Origin of the sequence: Rugosimonospora acidiphila (assembly GCF_039543385.1) — a bacterium.
GTDB lineage: Bacteria > Actinomycetota > Actinomycetes > Mycobacteriales > Micromonosporaceae > Rugosimonospora > Rugosimonospora acidiphila.
The window spans coordinates 1-19,894 of sequence record NZ_BAABJQ010000017.1; the positions used below are offsets into that span (position 1 = coordinate 1).

The following is a 19,894-nucleotide window of genomic DNA, read 5'->3' on the forward strand; positions in this document are numbered from 1 at the left end:
TTCATAGTGTTACGGCGGTTTTAGCGGTGGGGAAACGCCCGGTTACATTCCGAACCCGGTAGCTAAGCTCACCTGCGCCGATGGTACTGCACTTGTGAGGGTGTGGGAGAGTAGGACGCCGCCGGACAACCTTCAGCTAGGGCCGCCCCGACGGGCGGCCCTTAGCTGTGTTTGATCCGGCGGCGGAATGCCGCACAAGGAAGGATGTATCCGTGAGCGCATCATCGCCCAACGACGACCCCCGGGACAAGAACCGGGGTGGTGGCCGCGATGACGCGCGTCGCGGCGGGTACCGGCCGACCGGGGGATCGGACCGTGCTGGCTCGGGTGGATACCGGTCGGGTGGTTCCGGTCGCTCCCAGGGCGGCCGCCCGTCGGACGAGCGTGGTGGTTACCGCCCCCGTGAGGATCGCGGCGGCTCCCGGGACGACCGGGGCGGCTACCGTCCCCGTGACGACCGGGCCCGTCCGGATCGCCCACGGGATGACCGGGCCCGCGATGACCGGGGTGGTTTCCGTCCCCGTGAGGATCGTCCGCGCGATGACCGCGGTGGGTTCCGGCCGCGCGATGACCGCGGTGGGTTCCGTCCCCGTGAGGATCGTCCCCGCGATGACCGCGGTGGGTTCCGCCCGCGCGATGATCGTCCCCGCGAGGATCGCGGTGGGTTCCGCCCGCGCGATGACCGCGGTGGGTTCCGCCCGCGCGATGATCGTCCCCGCGATGATCGCGGTGGGTTCCGGCCGCGCGATGACCGTGGTGGGTTCCGCCCGCGTGAGGATCGTCCGCGTGATGACCGTGGTGGGTTCCGGCCGCGCGATGACCGGGGTGGTTTCCGTCCCCGTGAGGATCGTCCCCGCGATGACCGCGGTGGGTTCCGCCCGCGTGAGGATCGCGGTGGGTTCCGCCCGCGTGAGGATCGTCCGCGTGATGACCGTGGTGGGTTCCGCCCGCGTGAGGATCGTCCGCGTGATGACCGTGGTGGTTTCCGGCCGCGCGATGACCGCGGTGGGTTCCGTCCCCGTGAGGATCGTCCGCGTGATGACCGTGGTGGGTTCCGTCCCCGTGAAGACCGCGGCGGTTTCCGCCCGCGCGATGACCGGGGTGGTTTCCGTCCCCGTGAGGATCGTCCGCGTGATGACCGTGGTGGGTTCCGGCCGCGTGAGGATCGTCCGCGTGATGACCGTGGTGGTTTCCGGCCGCGTGAGGATCGTCCCCGCGATGACCGTGGTGGGTTCCGTCCCCGCGATGACCGCGGTGGGTTCCGTCCCCGTGAGGATCGTCCTCGCGAGGATCGCGGTGGGTTCCGCCCGCGTGAAGATCGCGGCGGGTCCCGAGACGACCGTGGCGGTTTCCGGGCCCGGGATGACCGGCCGCGCGAGGAGCGAGGCGGGTACCGGCGGGAGGACCGGCCGGAGCGGCCGTACTCGCAGGATCGTCCCCAGCGCACTGGTGGCTTCGACCGCGACCGCCCCGCGCGTGATCGGACGTTCGACCGTGGCCCCTCGGAGGGACGCCCCTCTGAGAGTCGCCCGTCCGAGCGCACGGCCCGGCCCGAGCGGTCTCAAGACCGCCCGAACCGTGGTGACCGTACGGATCGGCCGGACCGCGGGTACGACCGACCCGTGCGCGACGACTACCGGCGTGGCGAGTCGTCACGTGGCGACTTTCAGCGTGACGACCGCACCCGTGAGGCCGACGCCGGCCCGGCGCTGGACGAGGCCATCACCCCCGACGCGCTCGACGCGGAGGTCCGCGCCGAGCTGCGCTCGTTGTCCCGGCCGGTAGCCGAGGCGGTGGCCCGCCGGCTGGTGGCCACCGGCCAGATCGTCGACGAGGACCCCGAGACCGCGTTGGAGCACGCGCTCGTGGCCCGGCGGCTCGCGTCGCGGATCCCCGTGGTGCGGGAGGCCGTCGGCATCGCCGCGTACCACGCGGGGCAGTGGCAGACCGCTGTGGCGGAGCTGCGGACGTACCACCGGATGACCGGCCAGCAGACGCACCTTGCCGTGCTGGCCGACTGCGAGCGCGCGCTCGGCCGGCCGGAGAAGGCGATCGACATCTACCGCTCCGCCGACAGTGCGCAGCTGGAGCAGGGCGAGGCGATCGAGCTGCTCATCGTCGCCGCCGGAGCGCGGCGGGATCTTGGGCAGGACGAGGCGGCCCTGGCGATGCTCCAGGTGCGCGAGCTCGGCGTCGACGCGCCGTGGGCGGCTCGGCTGCGGTACGCGTACGCGGACGGGCTGCTGGCGGCGGGCCGGCGCGAGGAGGCGCGCGAGTGGTTCGCTCGGGCGGTTGAGGCCGACGATGAAGCCACCACCGACGCCGCCGAGCGGCTGTTGGACCTGGACGGCGTCACCCTCGACGAGGCCGAGTCCGAGGACGACGACGAGCGCGACGAGGCCGAGCGCGACGACGACGAGCGCGACGAGGACGAGGACGACGAGGACCTTGAGGATGAGGACCTCGACGAGGACGAGGACCTCGATGACGAGGACGCTGACGACCAGGATCGCCTCGATCCCGAGGATCGGCTGAACCCCGAGGATCGGGTCGACCTCGAGGATCGGTACACCCCTCGGCCTCGCTCGAACGAGGATGGCTACGACGCCGACGTCGACACGGACCTCGAAGAGGACGAAGACGACGAGGACGACGAGGACGACGACGAAGACGACGGCTACCGCGACGACGAGGACGGCTTCGAGGACGAAGACGACGAGGACGACGACGACCTGGACGACGAGGACGACGAGGACGACCTGGACGACGAGGAGCCCGGCGACGGGCCGGCCTCGCGCGGACCCGAGGATCGGCGCGAGGACGACGAGCGCGTGGAAATCGACGTTGACGATGCCGACGTCAAGGACCTCGACCACGAACTCGACACCGACGGCGCCGAAAGCGAACCCGAGAACGGCACGCCGGCGTGACCGAACGGGTTGCGGTCATCGACCGGTACGACCTGGTCATCTTCGACCTTGACGGCGTTGTCTACCTGGGTACCGAACCGATCCCGGGTGCGGCCGACGCCATCAACCGGCTACACGCCGAGCACCGGGCGCTGGCGTACGCGACCAACAACGCCGGCCGGCGCCCGGAGGAGGTGGCCGAGCTGCTCGTGTCGCTGGGCATCCCGGCCGCCTCGGACGAGGTGATCACCTCGCCGCAGGCGGCCGCCCGGCTGCTCGCGGAGCGCCTGCCGGCCGGCGCCGGGGTACTGGTGGTCGGCACCGACGCGCTGCGCTCGGAGATCCGGGGCGTGGGGCTCACCCCGGTCGACTCGGCGGAGGCCGCGCCGGCCGCGGTCGTTCAAGGGTACGGGCCGGACGTCGGCTGGCGGATGCTGGCCGAGGCGAGCGTGGCGATCCGGGCCGGCGCGCTGTGGGTGGCCACCAACGGCGACCGCACCCTGCCGTCGCCGCGTGGCCCGCTGCCCGGGAACGGTGCGCTGGTGGCAGCCCTGGCGACCGCGCTGGACCGGGCGCCCGACGCGATCGTGGGCAAGCCCGAACCGGCCCTGTTCCACCAGGCCGCCAAGCGGATCGGGGCGCAGCTGCCGCTGGTCGTCGGCGATCGGCTGGACACCGACATCGAGGGCGCTGTGCGGGCCGGGATGGACAGCGTGCTGGTGCTCACCGGGGTGAGCACCGCGCAGGATGTCCTCGCCGCGCCCCCGCACCGCCGCCCGACGTTCATCGCGGCTGACCTGACCGGACTGTTCACAATGGACGGGTCGACCGGGGGTTGGCGGGTACGTCGCGAAGACAGCGGACTGGAACTGTCCGGCGACGGTACCCCCGTTGAGGCGCTACGGCTGCTGAGCGCGTACGCGTGGGACGGCGGGCGCCCGGAGACGGTCGGCGCGGGCGACCCCGGGGCGGAAGAGGCGCTGCGGGCGCTGCGGCTGACCGGCTGAGCGGCTCACATCAGCTTGCGCAGCTTGAGCAGGTCGAACGGGTTGGCGCTGATCGAGATGCGGCCGGCGGCCCAGGCCTTGGCCAGGTCGAGCTGGCCGGCCACCATGGCGACCAGGTCGTCGCTAGTGGCGGTGAGCCTGATCTTCGCCTTGGGGTCGTCGCCGTCGGTCAGGTTCTCCAGCCGGCCGCCGTTCAGCCGGGCATGAAATGCGACACCGAGGTCCTTGATGGTGCAGGCGAGCGGACGGTCCAGCTCGATCTTCGCTCCCACCTCCGCCGCGTGCTCCGCCATCCGGTCGGACAGCTCAAGTAGAGCCGTTCGGCACTCGTCCACCGTCGCCATTTCGCCTCCTGTACCGGCTTTACCCGCGAGTCACGGTATCCGTCGGCACGGTACCGCACCGCGGCGACCGCGTCCCTTGTAGCGTGACAGCAGTAAACAGGTGTCGGCGCGGAAATGACGAGGTGTGGTCATGGCAGGACGCGAAGATCTCCGCTCAATGCAGGACGCGTGGCGGGCATATCTGGACCTGGCACTCGGGCTGACCGAGACGTCCCGCAAGCGCGCCACGAAGGTCGCCAAGAAGCTGGTCGGCAAGGGCGGCGCGACGGCGGAGCAGCTTCAGACGATGGCCGAGGACCTGATCAGCACCAGTGCGGCGAACCGGGAGGCGATCACCCGGTTAGTCCGGTTTGAGCTTGATCGCACGCTGGCCAAGGTGGGCCTGGCCACCCAGGAGGAGGTCACCGAGCTGACCACCCGGGTGCGCGAGTTGGAGGAGGAGCTGAGCACGGCCCGGGCGTCCGCGTCCGCGAGCGCCGCCGCGGTGCCTCCGGTGCCGGTCGGCACGCCCGTGGCATCGGCCGGGCCGGTCAAGGCGGTACGCAAGGTCGCGAAGAAGGCGGTGGCCAAGAAGGCGCCCGCGAAGAAGGCCGTCCCGGGGGCCGCGGAGCCGACGGCGGTCTCGGTGTCGAAGACCACGCCGCGCGCGGGGGCGCGGAAGGCAGGCGTGGCCGATACCGTGGTGAAGGTGACTCCGGCTCGGGTGGTAGCGAAGAAGACCGGATCGGCCGCCGCGCCGGCGACGCCGGCCAGTAACGCGGTCGTGAAGAAGGCGGTGGCCAAGAAGGCCGCCATCAAGAGGACCACGCCCAGCGCCCCTGGCGGAATGACGCAGGGCGAGGCGTGAGCGATCTGGGTGCGGGCCCGTCCGGGGCCGCTGTGCGACCGGGTCCGGCGGTGGCCGGTGTGGGAAGTGGTTCGGTGGGGGCTGGTGTGACTGGCGCCGCGGGTGAGGCGGGTGCCGGTCCGAGCGGTGTGACCGGGCCGGTTGGCGTGAGCGGGCCGGTTGGTGCGACTGGTCCGACCGGGCATCCGTTGGTCGACGCTGCCCTGGATCAGCTGGATCGGGCCGCCGATCGGCCCATTGCCGCGCAGGTTGCCGCGTACGAGGAGACCCACCGGGTGCTCCAGCAGACGCTGGCAACTATCGATCAGGCCTGATGGCGAAACGTACCCGGCTGGACGCCGAGCTGGTTCGTCGTGGTCTGGCGCGGTCCCGAGAGCAGGCGGTGGCGCTGATCGACGCCGGGCGCGTCGAGGTGCGCGGCACGGCGGCGAGCAAGGCCGCCGCCATGGTCGACCCGGCCGACCCGCTGCGGGTGCTGGGCGCGGACGTCGGCGACGAGTACGTCTCGCGCGGCGGCCACAAGCTGGTCGGGGCGCTGGCCGAGTTCGGGCCGCGCGGGCTGACCGTGGCGGGCCGGCGTTGCCTGGACGCCGGAGCGTCCACCGGCGGCTTCACCGATGTGCTGCTGCGCGCCGGCGCCGCCCAGGTGGTGGCGGTGGACGTGGGTTACGGGCAGCTGGCGTGGTCGCTGCGTACCGATGACCGGGTGGTGGTGCACGACCGTACCAACGTGCGGGCGCTGACCCCGGACCAGATCGGCGGGCCGGCCGAGCTGACCGTGGCCGACCTGTCGTTCATCTCGCTGCGCCTGGTCCTGGCCGCGCTGGCGGACTGCACCGCGCCCGATGGCGACCTGGTGCCGATGGTCAAGCCCCAGTTCGAGGTGGGCAAGGGGCGGGTCGGTCCCGGCGGCGTGGTGCGCGACCCGCAACTGCGCGCGGACGCGGTACTGGAGGTGGCCGCGCACGCGGCCGGACTGGGGTTCGGCGTGTCCGGCGTGGCGACGAGCCCGCTACCGGGTCCGTCAGGCAACGTGGAGTTCTTCCTCTGGCTGCGCAGAGACGCGCCGGCCGTGGACGAATCGCTGGTACGTGACATCGTTGCCGGGGAGGTGCAGCAGTGAGCAGGAATGCGTTGCTCGTCACCCACACCGGCCGGCGCGACAGCACCGAACACGCCCGTACGGTGGCGGCCGATCTGCACGAGGCTGGGTTCACGGTTCGGGTGATCGCCGAGGAGGTACCCGACCTGGACATGCCGGGCGTGGTGCCGGCGTCCGGCCCGGAGGCCGCCGAGGGCGTGGAGATCGTGTTCGCGCTGGGCGGCGACGGCACCCTGCTGCGCGCCGCCGAGCTGGCCCGCCCGGCCGGGGCACCGCTGCTGGGCATCAACCTCGGCAAGGTGGGCTTCCTGGCCGAGGCCGAGATCGAGGACATCGACAAGGCCGTGCAGGACGTGGTGAACCGCTCGTACACGGTCGACGAGCGGCTGACCATCGACGTGGTGGCCGAACGGCCGGGCGCGCCGGTGATCCGCTCCTGGGCGCTGAACGAGATGAGCGTGGAGAAGGGCGAGCGCGAGCGGATGCTCGAGCTGCTGGTCGACGTGGACGGGCGTTCGCTGTCGCGGTACGGCTGCGACGGGGTGGTCTGCGCGACGCCGACCGGCTCCACCGCGTACGCGTTCTCGGCGGGCGGCCCGGTGGTGTGGCCGGAGGTGGAGGCGGTGCTGCTGGTGCCGATCAGCGCGCACGCGCTGTTCAGCCGCCCGCTGGTGACCGCACCGACCTCGACCATCCGGATCACGGTGGATCCGTACACCACCTCGGCGGTGCTCAGCTGCGACGGCCGGCGGGTGTTCGACCTGAGCCCGGGCAGCGTGGTCACGGTGCGCCGGGGTGAGCTGCCGGTCCGGGTCGTGCGGCTGCACCCGCGGCCGTTCACCGATCGGCTGGTGGCCAAGTTCGCCCTGCCGGTGGACGGCTGGCGCGGCGGGCGCTAGCGGTTGCCCCCGCCGCGTCGCGACCAGTTCGGCTCAGTCCAGCGCGATCGCGTTCTTGGCCCGCTCGACGGACTCCTCCGCTGGCGGACCGCCCGGATTCTCGGTGGCCAGCGCCTGGTTGACGGCGACGAACGGGCGCATCCGCCGCTCGTACCGGTCGAACGCGGCCGGGTGGTCGCCGCCGGCCGCGGCCAGCTCCCGGGCCAGCAGGTACGCGCCGACCAGTGCCAGGCTGGTGCCCTGGCCGGACATCGGCGACGGGCAGTAGGCGGCGTCGCCGAGCAGCGTGACCCGGCCCGAGGACCAGCGGTCCATGCTGACCTGGGCCATCTCGTCGAAGTAGAAGTCGGGTGCGGTCGCCATGGCCTTCAGCAGCCGCGGAGTCTCCCAGCCCAGGCCGGACAGCCGCTGCGCGACGATGCGCTTGTGCTGCTCGACGTCGCGGTGGTCGTACTCGATCGGCTCGCCGCCGAAGCCCAGGGTGACCCGCAGTTGGGTGTTGTCGCGCACCGGGTAGATGGCGAAGCCCGCGTGTCCGTCCCGCAGCCACAGCTGCCAGTTGTCCAGGTCGAGGACGTTGTCCATGCTGAACACCGCGAGGTAGGTGCCCATCGGGCGTAGGAACTGGCGCTCCGGCCCGAAGACCAGCCGCCGCACGCCCGAGTGCAGGCCGTCGGCGCCGACCACGAGGTCGAAGTCGCGGGGCTCACCGCGCTGGAATTCGACCCGCACACCGTCGGCGCGTTGGGCTACCGCGGTGATCGCGTCGTCGAACACGTACTCGACGTGCTCGCGGGTGCGCTCGTGGACGAGCCCGGCGAGGTCCTCGCGCAGGATCTCGAGGTCTGGGCTGTCGAGCCGGCCGGCGCTGTAGGTCGCCTCGGTCGAGCGCATGATCTCGTTGCCGTCGCCGTCGAGCACCGACATGCCGCGCATGCGGGTGCGCAGCTTTTGCGCCTGGGGCAGGATGCCCATCCGGTCGGCGACGTCGAGGGCGACCCCGCGGATGTCGACGGCCTGGCCGCCCGGGCGCAGCGCGGGTGCCCGCTCGACGGTCGTGACGGCGAACCCGTGGTGGTGCAGCCAGTAGGCCAGCGCGGTGCCGGCGATGCCGGCCCCGGAGATGAGTGCGGTGGGCATGGTTGCCTCCTTCGTACGGCGTATGCGACTGAATGTACGGCGTAAGAACAGCACAGGTGAGCGCAGTCCAGCGGTTCTGCTAGCCTTCTGTACTAGTACAGGGGAGGGGTCATGACCGATTCGGAAGCGCCGTACCGGCGGATCGCCGCCGACCTGCGCCGGCGCATCGCCGACGGCGAGCTGGCCCCGGGCGATCGGGTGCCGTCCACCCGGCAGCTCGCCCGCGACTGGAACGTTGCGCTGGCCACCGCCACCAAGGTGCTGGCCCTGCTGCACTCCGAGGGACTGGTGCGGGCCCGGCCACGGGTCGGCACCGTGGTGGCCGACCGCGTACCGGGCCGGGAACCGCCGCCGGCTGGGCAGCGGCCCAGCGCCGGCCGGCAGCGGGGCGGCGGGGAGGCCGAGCTGACCCGCGAGCGCATCGTGCGCGCCGGCATCGAGATCGCCGACGCGGAGGGGCTGGACGCGCTGTCCATGCGGGGCGTCGCGGCCCGGCTCGGAGTCAGCGCCATGTCGCCGTACCGGTACGTCGACGGCCGGGAGCACCTGGTGCTGCTGATGGCCGACGCGGCCTTCGGCGAGCAGGGGTACCCGCGGATGCCGCCACCGGGCTGGCGGGCGAGCCTGGAGCTGACCGGGCGGGTGCTCTGGGGGCTGCACCGCAGGCACCCGTGGCTGGCCGGGCTGAGCCCGTTGACCCGGCCGCTGCCGCTGCCGAATCTGGCCACCCATGCCGACTGGGCGCTGCGGGCCCTGGACGGCCTCGGGTTCGACGAGACCGAGATGCTCGACCTGCACATCCTGCTGTACGCCCACATTCAGGGCCTGGCCACGCACCTGGAGAGCGAGGCGCGGGCGGCGGACGCGAGCGGGCTGTCCGAACAGGAGTGGATGGACCGGCAGGGGCCGGCGATGGAGGCGATCGTCTCGTCCGGGCGCTACCCGACCTTCGGCTCGATCCTGCGCCACTTCGCCCGTACCGGGTATGACCTCGATCTCGACGCGCTGTTCGAGCTCGGGCTGAAATTCCTGCTCGACGGGATCGAGGCGGAGGGCGCGCGCCGGCTGGGCCGGCCGCCGGCCAAGCCTACGGACTGTGGATAACCGAGCGTCGCGTTATCCACAGCACTTTCTTTCGTCCCAGGTCAGCGGGCTGGTGCGACGGCCGGGGAAGCGTGCCGCCCTGGCGGGGTGTCCTCCGGCACGGCTACTGTCAGGGCCGTGCTGGAGGAGCTGCGTATCACCGGGCTCGGGGTCATCGAGGACACCACCCTTCCCTTGACCCGCGGGATGAATGTCATCACCGGGGAGACCGGCGCCGGCAAGACCATGGTGGTCACCGGCCTCGGCCTGCTCTTCGGTGGGCGTGCCGACGCCGCCCGGGTGCGTGCGCAGCCGGGCCGGGCGATGATCGAGGGGCGGTTGCGGCTGACCGGCCGGACCGCCGCGGCGGTCACCGAGCGGGTCGTCGACGCCGGTGCCGAGGCGGACGAGGACGGCAGCCTGCTGCTGTCGCGCACGATGACCGCGGAGGGGCGTTCGCGGGCGCACATCGGCGGGCGCACGGTGCCGGTGGCCCTGCTCGGCGAGGTCGGCGAGCAGGTCGTGGCCGTGCACGGCCAGTCCGACCAGCTGCGGCTGCTGCGCCCCGGCGAGCAGCGCGCGGCGCTGGACCGGTTCGCCGGCTTCGACCACGACAAGCTCCTCGCCGAGCTGCGCGAGCGCCACCACCAGTGGCGTGCGGTCGAGGACGACCTGGCCGACCGCAGGCGCCATGCCCGCGAGCGCAACCAGGAGGCCGACCTGCTGCGGCTGGGGCTCGACGAGATCACCCGGGTCGACCCGCAGCCGGGCGAGGACGAGGCGCTCCGCGAGGAGGCGCAGCGGCTGGAGCACGCCGAGGGGCTGCGCGCCGCGGCTCAGCTGGCCCACCAGGCGGTGGCCGGCGCGTCCGACGGCGCCGACGAAACCCCCGACGCGACCAGCCTGCTGGGGCTCGCGCGGCGCACGCTGGAGGGACAGTCCAGTGTGGACCGTAGGCTCGGCGAGCTGGCCGCCCGGCTGGAGGAGGCGGCCACGCTGGTCGCCGACGTGTCGGTGGAGCTCGGCGGCTACCTCGACGCGTTGGACGCCGACCCGGCCCGCCTGCAGGAGCTGTACGAGCGCCGGGCCGCCCTGCGCGCGCTGACCCGCAAGTACGCGGAGGACGTCGACGGGGTGATCGCCTGGGCGGAGCACGCCCGCGAGCGCCTCGGCGAGCTGGACTCCTCCGACGAGTTGCTGGAGGAGCTGGACCGGGAGCGGCTGAGGCTGGCCGGCGAGGTGGCCGAGATCGCGGCGCGGGTCTCGACCGGGCGCAAGGAGGCGGCGGGCCGGTTCGCCGACGCGGTGACCGTGGAGCTGGCCGGCCTGGCGATGCCGCACGCGCGGGTCGAGGTGGTGGTGGCGCCGCGTGCGGCCGGACGCGGGGAGCCCACGTTGACGGTGGCCGGCACCGAGTGCGGGGTGGGGCCCGACGGCGCCGACGAGATCGAGCTGCGCCTGCTGGCGCATCCGGGGGCGCCCGCGCTGCCGCTGCAGAAGGGTGCGTCGGGCGGTGAGCTGTCCCGGGTGATGCTCGCCATCGAGGTGGTGTTCGCCGGCGCGGGCGGCCCGCCCACGCTCGTGTTCGACGAGGTGGACTCGGGCGTCGGCGGCCAGGCCGCGGTGGAGATCGGGCGTCGGCTGGCCCGGCTGGCCCGGGTGCACCAGGTGCTGGTGGTGACCCACCTGCCGCAGGTGGCGGCGTTCGCCGACCAGCATCTGGTAGTGGCCAAGGACACCGGTGGGGCGGTGACCACCAGCGGGGTGCGCGCGGTGGAGTCCACCGAGCGGGCCCGCGAGTTGGCCCGGATGTTGGCCGGATTGCCCGATTCTGACCTGGGTATCGCTCATGCCGAGGAATTACTCGCCGTGGCCGATCGCGAGAAGCGGGGCTGACGGGGAACGGTTCAACGGGCGAGCGACGGCCGAAAAGTCCTTCAAGATCAACACGAAGAGTGACTTCGCGTATGTCGGGACGGACTAACGGGTATGCACGTGTCAGGATGGGTCACGATGCGTCTACCTACGTTGCGCCGGTCCCGGAGCGCCGATCCGGGCGTGATCACCGGTGTCGCGCGGCTCGACCGGCGAACCAAGCGACTCGTCGGTCGACTACGTCCCGGTGACATAGCCGTGATCGACCACGTCGACCTGGATCGCGTGGCCGCCGACTCGCTCGTCGCTGTCGGCGTCGCCGCCGTGCTCAACGCCAAGCCCTCGATTTCCGGCCGGTACCCGAACCTCGGGCCCGAGGTGCTCGTCCGGGCGGGCATCCCGCTGGTCGACGACCTGGGCGACGAGCTGTTCGAGCTGCTGCGCGAGGGCGACCTGGTGTTCGTGGAGGACGGCTGTGTCCGCAGGCGTACCGACATCGTCGCGCGGGGCCAGCGCCAGGACGCCGAATCGGTGGCGGCCGCCATGGCCCGCGCCCGCGAGGGCCTGTCGATCCAGCTCGAGGCGTTCGCCGAGAACACCATGGAGTACCTCAAGCAGGAGCGTCAGCTGCTGCTCGAGGGGGTCGGCGTTCCGGACATCGAGACCAGAATCGCCGGGCGGCACGTGCTGATGGTGGTGCGCGGCTACGACTACCAGGCCGACCTGGACGTGCTGCGGCCCTACATCCGGGAGTTCAAGCCGGTCCTGATCGGGGTGGACGGGGGCGCGGACGCCCTGGTCGAAGCCGGTTACAGCCCCGACATGATCATCGGGGACATGGACTCGGTGACCGACGACGCGCTGCGCTGCGGCGCGGAGGTCATCGTTCACGCGTACCCGGACGGCCGCGCCCCCGGCCTGGCCCGCGTGCACCAGCTCGGGGTCGCGGCGCTGACCTTCCCGGCCGCCGCGACCAGCGAAGACCTGGCAATGTTGCTGTCCGACGAGAAGGGCGCCTCGCTGATCGTCGCCGTCGGCACGCACAACAACCTGGAAGAGTTCCTGGACAAGGGTCGAGGCGGGATGGCCTCGACGTTCCTGACCCGGCTCAAGGTCGGTGGCAAGCTGGTCGACGCCAAGGGCGTGAGCCGGCTCTACCGGCAGAACATTTCCGGCTCGTCCCTGCTGCTGCTGATCCTGTCGGCCATCGCGGCGATGGCCTCGGCGCTGGCGGTGTCGACGGTCGGTAAGGCATACCTCGGCCTGGCCGCCGAGTGGTGGGATAACTTCATCTATTCGGTACAAAGGCTGCTCTAGTGATTAATTTCAGGTACCACGTCGTCTCGCTGACGGCCGTCTTCCTCGCGCTGGCCATTGGGCTGGTCGTTGGCACGGCCGCGCTGAACGGCACGTTCGTGGACACACTCAAGGACCAGGTCACTTCGCTAGGCAAGCAGAACCAGCAGTACCGCGACCAGGTCAGCCAACTGGAGGCCGGGGCGGGCAAGCAGGAGACCTTCGCCACCGACTCGGCGCCGATGCTGCTGCAGGACCGGCTCGCCGGTCGCCGGGTGCTGGTGCTGTCGATGCCGACCACCAGCGCATACGTTGACGACGTGGTCAAGATGCTCGGGCTGGCCGGCGCGAAGGTGACCGGTCAGATCGAGGTCGAGGACAAGTTCTTCGACCCGGCCTCCAACGAGGGACTGCTGGACCTGGCCGACACCACGGTGCCGGCCGGGCTGACCAGCAACTCGACCGACAGCGACGGTGTCAAGACGGCCAGCGACCTGCTGGCCTCGGTACTGCTGGACCACAACCCGGCGCTGCCGGCCGACAACATGCCCGACGTGGTGGCCAAGTTCAAGGAGGCCAACTACATCGAGTCGACCGGGCAGCCGACCGGCCCCGCCGAGGCGGTGGTGGTGCTGGGCGCCCAGCCGTACATCGACCAGCAGGCCGACGTCAAGAACAAGAGCATGCTGACCATGGCCACCCAGTTCGACAAGGCCGGGGTCGAGGCGGTGGCGACCAACGGCGCGACCGGCGCCGACAACCTGGTCTCCGAGCTGCGCGCCGACCCGAACCTGCAGAAGACCGTCTCCACCGTCGACAACCTGGCCACCCCGCAGGGACAGGTCGCGCTCGCGCTGGCCGTCGACGAGCAGCTCACGCTCAACCGGGCCGGCCACTACGGGCTCGGCGGCGGTGCGACGTCGATGCTGCCCAAACTCGTGCAAGGGAGCTGAGGTGCTTCGACGCATCGCGCTGGCCGCCGCCGGTGCCCTGGCCGCCCAGACCACCCTGCGGGCGCTGCGCCGGGCACCGCGCGCCCAGGAGCTGGAGCGCACCAACTTCCACGGCCGCACGGTCAGCCTGGCCGGCGGCCCCGCGCTGGCGGTCGCGGCCTCCACCACGGCGGCGCTGGGCGCGCCGAGCGTGCCGGCCGCCGCGGCCGCGCTGACGGCGGGGTTGGGCGCCGGCGGGGTCGGGTTCTACGACGACCTGGTCGGCTCCCGGCCGGAGCAGAAGTCGGCCAAGGGCTTCCGCGGCCACCTGGGCGCCCTGCGCGAGGGTCGGGTCACCAGCGGCCTGGTCAAGATCGCCGGAGTGGGCGCCGCCGGGCTGGCCGCCTCCGCGCTGCTGTTCGCCGACGACCGCGGCGGCTCGGGCCGCTCCGGGCGGATCCGATCGCGGCGCCGGCCCGGGCGGCGCGGTGCCGCCGGCGGATCGGGGCGCGCCGCCGCGGCGACCGAGATCCTGCTCGGTGCCGGCGTGATCGCCGGCACCGCCAACCTGGTCAACCTGCTGGACCTGCGGCCGGGGCGGGCACTGAAGGCGGGCCTGATCCTGAGCGGGCCGCTGCTGCCGGGAGCGGCCGGCGGGCTGGTCACCGGCCCGGTCGGCGCGGTCGGCGGGCTGCTGCCCGAGGACCTCGGCGAGGAGATCATGCTGGGCGACGCGGGCGCCAACGCGCTCGGCGCGCTGCTGGGTGTGGCGCTGGCCGCCCGTACCGGTCCGGTGGGCCGGGCCGCGCTGCTGGCCGCCCTGGCCGGGCTGACCGCGGCCAGCGAGAAGGTCAGCTTCACCAAGGTCATCGAGGCGACGCCGGGGCTGCGCGAGCTGGACGCGCTGGGCCGGCGCCGCGGATGACCGTGACGCCCCCGGTACCCGGCGCCCCACCCGGGTCGGAGCCGCCCGCCCCGGCGGTCGCCGCCTCACCGGTCGACGCGGCCGTGCCGAACGGCGTCACCGCCGGAAGCGAGGCCGCCGCGCAGAGCGCCGCGGGCAACGGGGCGGCCGCGGGCAACGGAAGCGCCCTAGGGGCCGCCGCGGGCAACGGGGCCGGGCCGCCGAGCGGCGCTTCCCCGCGTACCGCGTCCGGCGAGCCGGCGCCCCCGAGGATCGCCAGGTCGGCGGCGTTAATCGCCAGTCTCACCGCGCTCAGCCGAATGGTCGGGTTCGGGCGGATCCTGGTCTTCACCTACGCGCTCGGGGCGACCACGCTGGGCGACATCTACCAGGCCGCCAACACCACCCCCAACATCATCTTCGAGATCGTCGCCAACGGGGCGCTGGCCGCGCTGGTGGTGCCGCTGGTGGCCGGCGCGGCCAGCCGCCACGACCGCCAGGAGGTCAGCCAGACCGCCTCGGGCCTGCTGACCTGGATCCTGCTGCTGCTGGTGCCGGCGGCGCTGGTCGTCGAGGCGATCGCGCACCCGCTCATCTGGCTGCTGTATCCGCGCCACACCCCGGACGCCATGCGGGTGGGCACCGAGATGCTGCGGGTCTTCGCCCCCCAGTTGCCGCTGTACGGCGTGGGCATCGTGATCAGCGGCGTGCTGCAGGCCCACCGCCGGTTCGCCTGGCCGGTACTGGCGCCGCTGCTGTCCAGCCTCACCGTGATCGGGGTGTACCTGACCTTCGCCGCCGTGGAGCCGGGGCGGGTGGACATCCCGCACGTCGGGCGGGCCGGGCAGCTGATCCTGTCGGTGGGCACCACGCTGGGCGTGGTCGTGCTGTCGATGTCGATGACCATCCCGCTGCGGCGGCTGGGCCTGCGGCTGCGCCCGACGCTGCGGCTCAACGACCAGGTACGCAAGTCGGTGCGCGAGCTGGCCTGGGTGGCCGTGATCACCGCCGCCGCCCAGCAGCTGACCCTGGCGCTGCTGATCGCCCTGGCCAACTGGGACACCCCCAAGGGCTCGCTGGTGCACTTCACCCAGGCGCAGACGGTGTACCTGGTGCCCTGGGCGGTGCTGGCGGTGCCGGTGGCCACCTCGGCGTACCCGGCGCTGGCGACCGCCGTGGCCAACGGGGCGGCGCAGCGGTTCCGGGACACCCTGGCCTCGGCCACCCGCAGCGTGCTGCTGCTGTCCGCGCTGGGCGCGGCGGCCCTGGTCGCGCTGGCCTGGCCGATGGCCTGGATCCTGGCGCACCTGGGCAGGTCGGCGGGCTCGGCACCGCACGTCGGCTCGCTGTCCGGTGGGATCATCGGGTTCGCCCCCGGGCTGCTCGGGTACGGGGTGTTCGCGCTGCACTCCCGCGCGCTGTACGCGCGACGGGACAACCGGTGGGCGGCGCTGGCCATGGTGATCGGCTGGGGCGGGGCGGCCGCCGTGGCGGTCGTGGCGTCGGTGGTGCTGCCGGCCGTGGATCGGGTACCGGCGCTGACCGCGTCGAACTCCACGGGCATGCTGCTGCTCGGTGGGGTGATCGCGACGTTCGTCCGCCGCCGGGTCGGCGCCGGGGCGCTGGCCGGGGTACGCCGGGCGGCGGGCACCGCCGTGCTGGCCGGTACGCTGGCCGCGGCGGCGGGCATCGCGGTGCGCTGGCCGCTGACGGGCGCCGACGGGACCCCGGGATACTTGCGCGTCGCGTTGAGCGGCATGCTGTCCGGTGTCGCCGTGGTTGTCGTCTTCGTCGGCGTCGTGATGCTGGTCGACCGGCACGATGCGGGGCCGATGCTGACCCGGCTGCTCAACCGGGTTCGCCCGGCCCGGCGGGCCGGGGCGGCACGACTGTCCGGGGGCGCGGGGGCGCCGCCCGAGAAGACGGAGGGTGACCGATGACGGCACGGGTGGCTCTGGTCCTGGCCTCCGCCACCGGCGGCATCGGGCGCCACGTCGCCTCGCTGGCCGGCGGCCTGGTCAGCCGGGGGTTGCGGGTCACGGTATACGGCCCGGCCGCCACTGCCGAGCGGTTCGGCTTCGCCGGCGAGTTCGTACCCGTGGAGATTCCGGCCAGCCCCCGCCTGCGCGACGCCTCGGCGGTGGCCGCCCTGCGCCGGGCGCTCGCCGTGCGGCGGCCCGACGTGGTCCACGCCCATGGGCTGCGCGCCGGCCTGGTCGCCGGCTGGGCCCGCCCGGTCCGGGTGCCGCTCGTGGTGACCTGGCACAACCCGGTGCCCGTCGCCGGTGGGCTGCGCGGCCGGCTCGCCGAGACGATGGCCGCCCGGGTGGCCCGCAGCGCGCAGATCACCCTGGGCGCGTCCGCCGACCTGGTGGCGCGCGCGTTGGCGCTCGGCGGCACGGACGTGCGCCTGGGTCCGGTGGCGGCACCCGAGCTGGTGGCCACCAAGGACCGGGCGAAGGTGCGCGGCGAGCTGGGCATCCCGCCGGAGGCGCCGCTGATCCTGTCGGTGGGCCGGCTGCACCCGCAGAAGGGCTACGCGATCCTGATCGAGGCGGCCGTACGGTGGCGGCGGCGCGAACCGGCGCCGGTGGTGGCCATCGCCGGCACTGGGCCGCTGTACATGGCGCTGGCCTCGCAGATCTCCAGCTCCCGGTCGCCGGTGCTGCTGCTCGGGCACCGCAACGACGTGGCCGACCTGCTGGGTGCCGCCGACCTCGCGGTGGTCAGCAGCGTGTGGGAGGCCCGGCAGCTGTTCGCCCAGGAGGCGCTGCGGGCCGGGCTGCCGCTGGTGGCCACCCAGGTCGGCGGCCTGCCCGAGCTGGTCGGGGACGCCGCGCTGCTGGTGGCTCCGGGCGACGTGGACGCGCTGGACGCCGGGGTGGGGCGCATGCTCGACGATCCCGCGCTGGCCGCCGCCTACGCCGAGCGCGCCCGGGACCAGGTGCGGCAGTGGCCGACCGAGGAGCAGACCGTCGAGCAGGTCATGGCGGTGTACGCCGAGTTGACCGGGTTACCGGTAGCCGGTTGATGCGCCGCGCCACCATCGTCCCGTACCTGGCCGCCGCCGCGATCGTGCTGGCCAGCGTTCTCGGCTTGGTGGCGGTACCGGCCACCGGCGCCCCCAGCGTGCACGTCCAGCACGTGGTGGTGGCCGGCGCGGCGGGGCTGCGCTGGGACGACGTGAACCCCACGGACACGCCGAACCTGTGGCGGCTGGCCCAGCAGGGCTCGATCGGCGCCCTGTCGGTGCGCTCCGCGCACTCCCCGACCTGCCCTGGCGACGGGTGGCTGACCCTGGGCGCGGGAAACTACGCGGTGGGTACCGACCCCTCGATGTCGATCACCGACCAGTGCCCGCCGATGCAGGTGGGCGTTCAGGTCACCGGGCAGAGCGCCAACCTGCCGCAGCAGGAGACCGACATCGCCGACTGGAACCGGGAGCTGCCCTACCGCACCCAACCCGGGGCGCTGGCCGACGCGCTGGACTGCACGGTGGCGGTCGGCCCGGGAGCGGCCGTCGCGGCGGCCCGGCCGTACGGGCGCATCGACCGGTACGAGCCGGCGCTGCCGGCCGACCCGAGCCGGCTGCTGGGGTCCTGCCCGCTGGCCGTCGTCGACCTCGGCACCATCTCGGCGACCGACCCGACCTCGCGGCGGGCGCAGGCGCACCAGATCGACGCCCAGCTGGGCGCCGTGCTGGCCGGCCGGCCGAAGTCGTCGCTGGTGATGGTGGCCGGCCTGTCCGACACCGACCTGAGCTCCCGGCTGCACGTGGCGATCGCGGACGGCCCCGGGTTCCGGGCCGGCTGGCTGACCTCACCCAGCACCGCCCGCCAGGGGTACCTGCAGCTGACCGACCTCGCCCCGACCGCCCTGAGCGCGCTGGACAAGCCGGCGCCGACCGAGCTGTTCAGCGGCGACCCGGTGGACAGCACCCCGGGCCGGCCCACGAACGTGGCCAGCGCGGTGTCGCACCTGTCCGACGCGGACCGGGAGGCCGAGGCGCAGCGCTCGGTCGCGGGTGGGTTCTTCGCCGCGCTGACCATCGGGGTACTGGCGTTGTTCGTGGCCGCCGTGCCGCTGCTGCGCCGGGCTCGGCGGGCCCGCCGGCACGCCGGGCGCCGGCTGCGCCCCGCCCCGGTGGTGCTGGTGCGGGTCGTCGAGGTGCTGTTGGTCGCCGCCTCGCTGACGGTGCCGGGTGCGCTGGTGGCCGACGCGGTGCCCTGGTGGCGCAGCGGTGCCCCGGGACTGATCTTCGCCGCCGTGACGGTCGGCGTGGTCGGGGCGCTGACCGCGCTGGTGTTCTTCGGTACCGGTCGGCGGGGCGCCCTGGCGCCGCTGGGCGCGGTCGGCGGGATCACCGCCGCGATCGTCGGGATCGACGTGCTGACCGGCTCCCGGCTGCAGCTCAACGGGGTGGCTGGCTACTCCGCGGTCGAGGGGGCGCGCTACGCCGGCCTCGGCACCATCGGGCTCGGCCTGTTCATCGCCGGCATCCTGCTGGCCTCCGGCTGGCTGGCGCAGCGGATGAGCCGGCGCTGGCGTCCGGTGGCGGTCGCCGCGCTGGGCGCGGTGGGGGTGGTGCTGGTCGGCAGCCCGTACCTGGGCTCCGAAGCGGCCGGCGCGATAGCGCTGACCTCCGGGGTCTGCGTGGCGGCCGCCATCTGTACCGGCGGGTTCCTCACCTTTGCCCGGTTGGCCTGGGCGACCCTCACCGGCCTGGTGGTGACCACCGGCTTCGCGCTGCTGGACCTGCTGCGCCCCGGCGACGACCGGGGCAGCCTCGGGCGGCTCGTGTCGGCGGCCCGCGACGGTACCGGCGACTCCCTGCTGCACTCGACCAGCGCCCAGAACGGCACGACGGTGTTCACCAGCCCGCTGACGCTGATCGTGCTCGGCTCGGTGGTCCTGATCGTGTTCGTGCTGCAGCGCCCGACGGGCGGCCTCAAGCGGCTGTTCGGCATCTACCCGACGATGCGTGCCGCGCTGATCGGGATCGGGGTGGCCTCCTCGCTGGCCGGGTTCCTGGACGGGGTTGGCTTCAACGTGGCGGGCGCCGCGGCGGCCACCGCCGTGCCGCTGGCCACGCTGGCGGCGCTGCGGGTACTCGACCACGCGGACGATCGCACCATCGTGGTGCCTCCGCTGGGGGAGGGGCTGCCCGCATGGGTGCGGCCCACGGTCGCCGGCGTGTCGGCCGCCGCGCTCCCGTCCTCGGCACCGGCCGCCCCGCCCGGCCCGGTGACCACCGAGCCGCCACCGCCGCCGCCACCCGGGGCCGAGCCCGAGGCCGCGATTGAGGTCGAGATCGCGATTGAGGCCGAGATCGTGATCGAGCCGGGAGCCGGGGTCGGGCCGCCGGTCTCGGCCGTGCCGGCGAGCGGGCCGGAGCCGCCGATCGCGGGTGTTTCGCCGGCGCACAACGGCGGAAAGCGGCCAGCAGGCGACAACGGGGCGAACACCGGTGAACCGGAACCGGACACCCCGGTGAGTGCGCCGACAGCGCCCGTCGGTGACGTGTTACCGTGAAATCCCGTGGACCGCGCGGTAATC

General features: G+C 73.3%; 17 protein-coding genes and 1 rRNA gene. 15 read left to right on the forward strand and 3 right to left on the reverse strand.

Features of this window, described 5'->3' with window-relative positions:
* The first annotated feature begins 10 nt into the window (after positions 1–10).
* Positions 11–127, forward strand: a 5S ribosomal RNA gene (rrf, locus tag ABEA87_RS25450).
* 94 nt (positions 128–221) lie between these two features.
* Here the strand turns inward: rrf and ABEA87_RS25455 are convergent.
* Complete coding sequence (locus tag ABEA87_RS25455; protein ID WP_345633633.1) at positions 222–1,565, reverse strand: hypothetical protein; 1,344 nt, start codon at positions 1,563–1,565, stop codon at positions 222–224.
* Positions 1,566–1,622: 57 nt separating this feature from the next.
* Here ABEA87_RS25455 and ABEA87_RS25460 point away from each other — a divergent pair, with 57 nt between their 5' ends.
* A complete protein-coding gene (locus ABEA87_RS25460) occupies positions 1,623–2,930 on the forward strand; it encodes a tetratricopeptide repeat protein (protein ID WP_345633636.1) in 1,308 nt (435 codons plus the stop codon).
* Positions 2,927–3,916, forward strand: a complete 990-nt coding sequence (locus tag ABEA87_RS25465) for an HAD-IIA family hydrolase (protein WP_345633640.1) — start codon at positions 2,927–2,929, stop codon at positions 3,914–3,916. The genes ABEA87_RS25460 and ABEA87_RS25465 overlap by 4 nt, the downstream gene beginning before the upstream one ends.
* 5 nt (positions 3,917–3,921) lie before the next feature.
* Here ABEA87_RS25465 and ABEA87_RS25470 read toward each other — a convergent pair whose 3' ends face one another.
* Positions 3,922–4,260, reverse strand: a complete 339-nt coding sequence (locus tag ABEA87_RS25470; RefSeq protein ID WP_345633643.1) for an SCP2 sterol-binding domain-containing protein — start codon at positions 4,258–4,260, stop codon at positions 3,922–3,924.
* A 130-nt stretch (positions 4,261–4,390) separates the two neighbouring features.
* Between ABEA87_RS25470 and ABEA87_RS25475 the strand changes: the two genes are divergently transcribed.
* From ABEA87_RS25475 to ABEA87_RS25490, 4 genes are all read left to right on the forward strand, one after another.
* Positions 4,391–5,107, forward strand: coding sequence for a phasin family protein (locus ABEA87_RS25475; RefSeq protein WP_345633646.1), 717 nt, complete (start codon positions 4,391–4,393; stop codon positions 5,105–5,107).
* 188 nt (positions 5,108–5,295) lie between these two features.
* Positions 5,296–5,421, forward strand: coding sequence for a hypothetical protein (locus tag ABEA87_RS25480; RefSeq protein WP_345633649.1), 126 nt, complete (start codon positions 5,296–5,298; stop codon positions 5,419–5,421).
* Entirely contained in the window at positions 5,421–6,230 is an 810-nt protein-coding gene (locus tag ABEA87_RS25485; protein ID WP_345633652.1) for a TlyA family RNA methyltransferase, read from the forward strand. The genes ABEA87_RS25480 and ABEA87_RS25485 overlap by 1 nt, the downstream gene beginning before the upstream one ends.
* Entirely contained in the window at positions 6,227–7,108 is an 882-nt protein-coding gene (locus ABEA87_RS25490; protein WP_345633655.1) for an NAD kinase, read from the forward strand. Before ABEA87_RS25485 ends, ABEA87_RS25490 begins: the two co-directional genes overlap by 4 nt.
* A gap of 33 nt (positions 7,109–7,141) precedes the next feature.
* Here ABEA87_RS25490 and ABEA87_RS25495 read toward each other — a convergent pair whose 3' ends face one another.
* Positions 7,142–8,248, reverse strand: a complete 1,107-nt coding sequence (locus ABEA87_RS25495) for an FAD-dependent monooxygenase (RefSeq protein WP_345633658.1) — start codon at positions 8,246–8,248, stop codon at positions 7,142–7,144.
* Between the two features lie 111 nt (positions 8,249–8,359).
* Between ABEA87_RS25495 and ABEA87_RS25500 the strand changes: the two genes are divergently transcribed.
* From ABEA87_RS25500 to ABEA87_RS25535, 8 genes are all read left to right on the forward strand, one after another.
* A complete protein-coding gene (locus ABEA87_RS25500) occupies positions 8,360–9,352 on the forward strand; it encodes a TetR/AcrR family transcriptional regulator (protein WP_345633661.1) in 993 nt (330 codons plus the stop codon).
* A gap of 117 nt (positions 9,353–9,469) precedes the next feature.
* Positions 9,470–11,227, forward strand: a complete 1,758-nt coding sequence (recN, locus tag ABEA87_RS25505; RefSeq protein WP_345633665.1) for a DNA repair protein RecN — start codon at positions 9,470–9,472, stop codon at positions 11,225–11,227.
* Positions 11,228–11,344: 117 nt separating this feature from the next.
* Positions 11,345–12,523 (forward strand): putative cytokinetic ring protein SteA, encoded by a 1,179-nt coding sequence (steA, locus tag ABEA87_RS25510; RefSeq protein ID WP_345633668.1) that lies wholly within the window; start codon positions 11,345–11,347, stop codon positions 12,521–12,523.
* A complete protein-coding gene (locus tag ABEA87_RS25515; RefSeq protein WP_345633671.1) occupies positions 12,523–13,455 on the forward strand; it encodes a copper transporter in 933 nt (310 codons plus the stop codon). The genes steA and ABEA87_RS25515 overlap by 1 nt, the downstream gene beginning before the upstream one ends.
* Before the next feature lies 1 nt (position 13,456).
* Positions 13,457–14,359 (forward strand): hypothetical protein, encoded by a 903-nt coding sequence (locus tag ABEA87_RS25520; protein ID WP_345633674.1) that lies wholly within the window; start codon positions 13,457–13,459, stop codon positions 14,357–14,359.
* Positions 14,356–16,278, forward strand: coding sequence for a murein biosynthesis integral membrane protein MurJ (gene murJ, locus ABEA87_RS25525; RefSeq protein ID WP_345633677.1), 1,923 nt, complete (start codon positions 14,356–14,358; stop codon positions 16,276–16,278). Before ABEA87_RS25520 ends, murJ begins: the two co-directional genes overlap by 4 nt.
* Complete coding sequence (locus ABEA87_RS25530; protein WP_345633680.1) at positions 16,275–17,369, forward strand: glycosyltransferase family 4 protein; 1,095 nt, start codon at positions 16,275–16,277, stop codon at positions 17,367–17,369. Before murJ ends, ABEA87_RS25530 begins: the two co-directional genes overlap by 4 nt.
* Positions 17,369–19,870 carry a hypothetical protein gene (locus ABEA87_RS25535; RefSeq protein WP_345633683.1) on the forward strand — a complete coding sequence of 834 codons (2,502 nt, stop codon included), beginning with the start codon at positions 17,369–17,371 and terminating at the stop codon, positions 19,868–19,870. The genes ABEA87_RS25530 and ABEA87_RS25535 overlap by 1 nt, the downstream gene beginning before the upstream one ends.
* The last annotated feature ends 24 nt before the right edge of the window (positions 19,871–19,894 follow it).

What these genes read in the sequence shown, in the direction of transcription:
- ABEA87_RS25485 (WP_345633652.1), top strand. Translation starts at nt 5,421, where the DNA reads ATGGCGAAACGTACCCGGCTGGACGCCGAGCTGGTTCGTCGTGGTCTG.
- ABEA87_RS25535 (WP_345633683.1), top strand. Translation starts at nt 17,369, where the DNA reads ATGCGCCGCGCCACCATCGTCCCGTACCTGGCCGCCGCCGCGATCGTG.
- ABEA87_RS25470 (WP_345633643.1), bottom strand. Translation starts at nt 4,260, where the DNA reads ATGGCGACGGTGGACGAGTGCCGAACGGCTCTACTTGAGCTGTCCGAC.
- ABEA87_RS25495 (WP_345633658.1), bottom strand. Translation starts at nt 8,248, where the DNA reads ATGCCCACCGCACTCATCTCCGGGGCCGGCATCGCCGGCACCGCGCTG.
- ABEA87_RS25475 (WP_345633646.1), top strand. Translation starts at nt 4,391, where the DNA reads ATGGCAGGACGCGAAGATCTCCGCTCAATGCAGGACGCGTGGCGGGCA.
- steA (WP_345633668.1), top strand. Translation starts at nt 11,345, where the DNA reads ATGCGTCTACCTACGTTGCGCCGGTCCCGGAGCGCCGATCCGGGCGTG.
- murJ (WP_345633677.1), top strand. Translation starts at nt 14,356, where the DNA reads ATGACCGTGACGCCCCCGGTACCCGGCGCCCCACCCGGGTCGGAGCCG.
- ABEA87_RS25530 (WP_345633680.1), top strand. Translation starts at nt 16,275, where the DNA reads ATGACGGCACGGGTGGCTCTGGTCCTGGCCTCCGCCACCGGCGGCATC.
- ABEA87_RS25500 (WP_345633661.1), top strand. Translation starts at nt 8,360, where the DNA reads ATGACCGATTCGGAAGCGCCGTACCGGCGGATCGCCGCCGACCTGCGC.